Source organism: Candidatus Omnitrophota bacterium, assembly GCA_016929445.1.
Classification (GTDB): Bacteria; Omnitrophota; Gorgyraeia; order JAFGIU01; family JAFGIU01; genus JAFGIU01.
On record JAFGIU010000114.1, the window covers coordinates 1 to 5,599 of the forward strand.

General features: G+C 55.3%; 5 protein-coding genes. All 5 read right to left on the reverse strand.

Features of this window, described 5'->3' with window-relative positions; all coding sequences use genetic code 11:
• Positions 1-72: 72 nt before the first annotated feature.
• On the reverse strand, positions 73-1,974 hold the full coding sequence (locus JW937_09090) for a DUF4954 family protein (GenBank protein MBN1587562.1): 1,902 nt from the start codon (positions 1,972-1,974) through the stop codon (positions 73-75).
• A gap of 128 nt (positions 1,975-2,102) precedes the next feature.
• Positions 2,103-2,882, reverse strand: coding sequence for a glucosamine-6-phosphate deaminase (gene nagB / locus JW937_09095; protein ID MBN1587563.1), 780 nt, complete (start codon positions 2,880-2,882; stop codon positions 2,103-2,105).
• A gap of 182 nt (positions 2,883-3,064) precedes the next feature.
• Positions 3,065-3,682, reverse strand: coding sequence for a hypothetical protein (locus tag JW937_09100; GenBank protein MBN1587564.1), 618 nt, complete (start codon positions 3,680-3,682; stop codon positions 3,065-3,067).
• A 182-nt stretch (positions 3,683-3,864) separates the two neighbouring features.
• Positions 3,865-4,506 (reverse strand): hypothetical protein, encoded by a 642-nt coding sequence (locus JW937_09105; GenBank protein MBN1587565.1) that lies wholly within the window; start codon positions 4,504-4,506, stop codon positions 3,865-3,867.
• An 89-nt stretch (positions 4,507-4,595) separates the two neighbouring features.
• The coding region (locus JW937_09110; protein ID MBN1587566.1) for a hypothetical protein at positions 4,596-5,599 on the reverse strand (1,004 nt) is incomplete at its 5' end.

Sequence of the window (5,599 nt, forward strand, 5' to 3'; positions counted from 1 at the left end):
GACCTGAGGGGACACATCTCCGAAGGAGATATGTCCCCTGAAACTTTGCGTCCCTTCCCTACGGTATTCTGACTACGCCGCAGCAGTGGCCTTCTTGGCAAGCTTGGAGATCAAAGCCTGGATCTCCGAGACCATCTGCTCCGTGACCTTCACGGTCTCCTTGACAAAGCTGTCCTCAGAGGCCGGTGCGTGCGCCTCCGGGTAGTCGTCAATGATCCGCGCCCCGCGCTTATCGTCCTTCTCCTTGGAAATACGCACTGCGTCACAAATGATCTTCTGCATGTCCGCAAGCTTCTGCAGCAGATCCTCGACAGCCACGCCCGGAAGCTCCGCGTTCAGTACGGCGCGCTCGTGCTCCCAACGCGCGTCACTGGTTTTGTCTTCCAAGACCGTGGTGCCGGCATTATTCTCCAGTTGCTTCTTCAGACCCAGAAGTCCGTAATACTGCAGATAGAAGGTGTACGTCTCGATCGCCTTTTCGCGGGAAGCTTCCAGCAAGTAGTTCTTGCCCAGGCCCTTGATATCGCGATCCGAGTAAACTTCCTTCTTCTCGGCCACACTTTGCAAACGCTTGCGCGCCTCAATTACCAGGTCAATGATATCCGGACGAAGCACTTCAAAGACCAGTTCGGAACGGCGGGCCTTGTTGCGCTTCATGTACTTGCCCTCATTGCGCTTGACCGTATAGATATTGTCGGAAAGCACCCACGCGGGCATGATCTCGTTGTAGGCCGGAGAAACGCCCGGGTAGAACTTGGCAGGCGTATTGATCAGGGAGAACGGAAATTCGACGCGTTGCGGCAAAGCATTCACGGCCGTAGCCACAATCGAGTAAGGCGCATTGCTGAAGTTGGACGGGAACTTGATGTTCACACCCAAACCAAAGAAAGTGCCTTCCCCTGCCCAAATCTCCTGATCCGGGGCCTTGGACGTGTGGTTGGAGCCCACATTGGCGCCATAACCCACGTTCCCCTTGCCCTCGGGCCAGTAAGCGGCGATCAAGAGGGACTGATGGTGGAATCCCACAAAAGGCCCGACCAGACAAGCCGTGACTTCGCCCTCGGCAATCCCCGTGTTCGGACCCAAGAGAGACTGCGTGACCTTGCCGTGGCGCTCCACGTGAGAATGTTCGGTCATCACGGACTGATCCACGATCGCGCCGGAAGCCACTTCACAACCCCATTGGATCAGCGAAGAGCGCACCCATGCGCCGTCCAGAATCTCCGTGGCCTCGCCCTCGTTGGAAAGAATGGTGCTTTTCTCCACAGCCGTGATTTGTTCGATCCTGGCGCCCGGGCCCACAAAAGTATCCACCAGACGCGGAACGCCGATCAGGCGCGCGCCCTTGCCGATAATTCCCTGCGTGGCCGTGACCTTTTGGAGGTAGGCCTCCAAGAGCCTGCCGTAGCCGGCCAAAAACTGCTTGTCCCCGCGGGAAGATGCCAGGGCTGCGGCCTGATCCACGGTAATCTCCGTAAACACACGCACCTCACGCCCCCCGGTCTCGATAGCAAAAGAAATTTCCGTGCCGTTGCCGAAACTTGTCTCGCCTTGCACGGCCACAATGCCGGAATCCATAACCACTGCATTGTCTTCCACAATGTAGTTGGCCAAAAGCGTTACGCCGCTCACAAGAACATTGTTCCCGATCGTGGAATCAATCACGCGGCTGCCGATAATACCGGCCGGGATCTGAATCCCGCCCTTGAGCTCAATCTTGCCGGAGAGATTCCCGATCTTAACCTCTCCGCCAAAGTAGGTATTCTTGACCCACTCCGGCTTAAATCCGTGGACCACCTGAATCTTGGACCAATCCTCCGCGGCATTTCCCTGAGCCTCGAGCTGGGCGATCTGGTCCTTGCTCACTGCCTTCCAAGAACCGGCGCGCTTGGCGTTAAGCGCTGCGGAAAGCTCCGAGGCCTCCATCGTCTTCTTGATTGAATCAAGAATCGCTTTCGTGTCTTTCGCTGCCATTTTTCATCTCCGTTGCCGGTGCTGAGCACCAGCGAAAAAAGGGACGGCTCGTACGAAGTCTCAGGGGACACATCTCTTTCGGAGATGTGTCCCCCAATATCCTTACAGAACCGTCCCTGTTAAACGTCTTAGACCTTTGCAACAGGACGAGTCAAGATACTGCGCTCAGAAGGATATTTCCTGGTGAGCTTAGAAGCTGCGGCCTTGTCCGTAATGATGAGCGCATCGCGGTGCAACTGCACAACCGTTGCAGGAACATTGGCCGTGATCGGACCTTCGATCGTATCCAGAATGGCCTTCGCCTTGTTTTCCTTGTTGGCCAAAAGCACCAGCGTCTTGGCATCCATGATCGTGCCGATACCCATGGTGATCGCGTACCGGGGCACTTCATCAATGCTCTTAAAGAAGCGCGCGTTGTCTGAGATCGTCCCCTCATCCAGCGTCTTGACACGGGTGCGGGAACCCAGGGAAGACCCGGGCTCATTGAAGGCGATGTGACCGTTACCGCCGATGCCGAGCAACTGGATATCAATCCCGCCGGCCTTCTTGATCTGCTCCTCGTACCAAGCGCACCAGGCCGGAATATCATCCGCCATGCCATCCGGCACATGGGTGTTCTTCTTGTCCACATTGATGTGATTAAAGAGCTGCTCGTTCATGAAGTAGCGGTAGCTCTGATCGTGCTCCGGCGGAAGGCCCACGTACTCATCCAAGTTGAACGTGGTCACCTTAGAGAAGTCCAGCCCCTCCTCCTTGTGCATGCGAATGAGCTCCTTGTAGGTGCCCACCGGCGTGCTGCCCGTGGCCAGGCCCAGAACCGCGTTCGGCTTGTTGCGAACCACGTCTGCGATGATCTCGGCCGCGAGCTTGCTCATACTCTCATAATCTGACTTGACAATGACTTCCATTTTGATCCTTCCTCCTGTTGTGTAAGGGGTTACGAACCTTTAGGGGGGCTCAGACTTATAAATCGGAATCCCCAAGATAGCACACCCGCGCGTATATTGTCAAGCGGTGAGCAGAATGCGCAGGGACGGTTCTTACAGCCCGGCAAGCTCCGCAAACAGTAAGAACCGTCCCTGAATCTGGGTCACTCCAGCTTCAGATCATCCACATAAATCGTGCCTGCCCCGGCGCCTGTGTCAAAGACAAAGGCCACCGAAGAAAGCTTGGCCCGGTCGACAAAAAAGTAGTCCAGAGGCACGTTGGCCTGCTGCCATTCGGTGGTCACCTTTCCGCCGGAAAGGTATTTCCCGATTGGCTCGGATTTAACCGAATCCCCCACCTCGTCCCAATGCCGGTCAGCCACGCCCATGAGAAAGACCTCGCCGCCTTCCTCTCCGCGCACCCAAAAACTGATCTTGCTGTATTGGGAAGCATCCAAATACTCGCTGCCCTTTTTGAGCAAGGTGTAATACCCGCACCAACCACCCCCGCCATACGGACCGCCCTCCTCTTGTTTGTCAAAGCGCAAGAGCAGGACTTGGGACTCTTTTCCATTAACCGTTTCCTGCCGGCGGCTGGTCATGGCCCGGGAGGGAGCCCGGATAAACACATTGGCCCGGTTGCCCAGGGTGTTCTGGATGGCCGGTCCTTCGAAGTTGTCGACCAGAAGCGGCTCGACGGCAAAAGCCGGGGTTACGAAGCAAAACGCTGCCGTAAGCAGCAGCAACCCCGTCATTGCGCAGGGCAAATCCGTAGCCGTCATTGCGAGGGAGCGGAGCGACTGAAGCAATCTATGCGGAACAAAGATTGCTTCCCCTTCGGCAAGCTCAGGGTCGCAATGACGGAGGAACAATGATCGCTTCGCCTGCGGCTGGCAATGACGGCGGAACACAGATTGCCGCGCCGGCATCAGGACTCCTCGCAACGACGAAGTAGCCCGCTTCATCACTCGATCCTCAAATCATCGATGTACACCGTGCTCTTCATGGCCCCGCCTTCAAAGAGATCTGTCTCAAAACAAAAGGCAATGGAGGCCAGTTCCTTCATGTCGATGAAAAACTCCGCCAGCGGAACCTCGACCTTTTGCCAATCCATCGTAATCTTCCCGGACTCAAGATAATCCGTCACCGGCTTGGACTTCACCGAGTCGCCGACCTCATCCCACTGCCGGTCCGCCAATCCCAGTTTAAAGTTCTCTTCGCCTGTGTCTCCCTTGACCCAAAACGTGATCTTGGTCTTGGAGGTGGCATCAAAGTACTGGTCCCCGACTTTCAGGAGCTCATAAAAACCACACCAGCCTCCTTTACCATAAGGGCCGCCCTCTCCTTTCTTGTCGAACTTCAGGGTTAAGGACTTGCCGCCCTCTATGCGGGCATTCTGGGCCGTGCGCACGCCCAGGGCGCGCGAAGGCTCTTTTTGGTAAGTGGCCGCCCGGCCGCCCAAGGCATTGGTGTTCTTCTCAAAACTGTCGACCAACACCCCGCCGCCCGTCTCCTCAGCACCGGCCGAAGCCTGGGCCGCGGACATCCCCAACACAAGAACAGCGCTCAAGAAAAGACCCACCATAAACACTGGTTTGAACCTCATGCTCCCTTCCTCCTGTGTCATTCCCGCGAATGCGGGAATCTACTCGCCAACTGGATCCCCGCCTGCGCGGGGATGACAAATCCTCTACTTTACCACTCGTCCAAAAGTTCTTCTTCGGACTTGATGTGAAACCTCAAGTTATCGATGTACACCGTCCCAATGCTCTTCTTGTGGAAGTTAAGCACAAAGGACCCCATCTGCGAAAAATCAATTCCCTTAAATGCCTCCAGCGGCACCTCGACCTCTTGCCACTCGGTTGTGATACCGCCCGGGAGGAATTTGTCGATCGGGCCGCCTTTGATGGAGTCTCCGATATTGACCCAATTGCGGTCCGCCATGCCCAACTCAAACATCTCCCCGCCCTCCTCGCCTTTGATCATAAAGGTGGCGGACTTATACATGCTCAGGTCATAGAACTCTCCGTCAATCTGATTGAGGAGTGTGTAATACCCGCACCAGCCCAGAGACTCTTTGTTGTAGCTGAGCTTCAGGCTCTTGCCCCAGTCCCCCACCCGCGGGGCATCCACCCGCTCCATGGTGATAACAGATGGTAACTTCTTATAAATATTAGCTTTACGACCAAGCAAGTTCTGATAGGAATAGTTGAAGTCATCCAGCGCCAAATAGCCCTGCTCGTTAATTTCCGTTTCCCGGTCAACAAGCAAACTCTCGTGGAACCTCAAATCATCCACCCAAAAAGCCCCGGCACTTGTATCCTCAAACATAAAAGTCATGCTGTACACGCGCTTCACGTCCAAACCAAAGAGATCGCTGATCGGGATCTTCACTTCCTGCCACTCGGCCGTGACTCCCTCCGGCAAATACCGCGTAATGGATCCCAGCTTGACCGCATCTTCGCGCTTATTTGAAATATTGTCGTTCAACCCGATCTCAAAGGCCTCTCCGCCCTTCTGCCCTTTGATCCAAAAACTCATTGTCCTGTAATTGCTGAGATCTACCATGAGAATCACATAGGCGCCGCAGAAAGTAAGGCCCGGCTGTTTGTCCCACATGATTTTGATGGAGGAACCCGTAGGCCATCCCGGGCTGTCTGTGGGACGATCATTGTTATCATCCATGAAAATTCCATAGC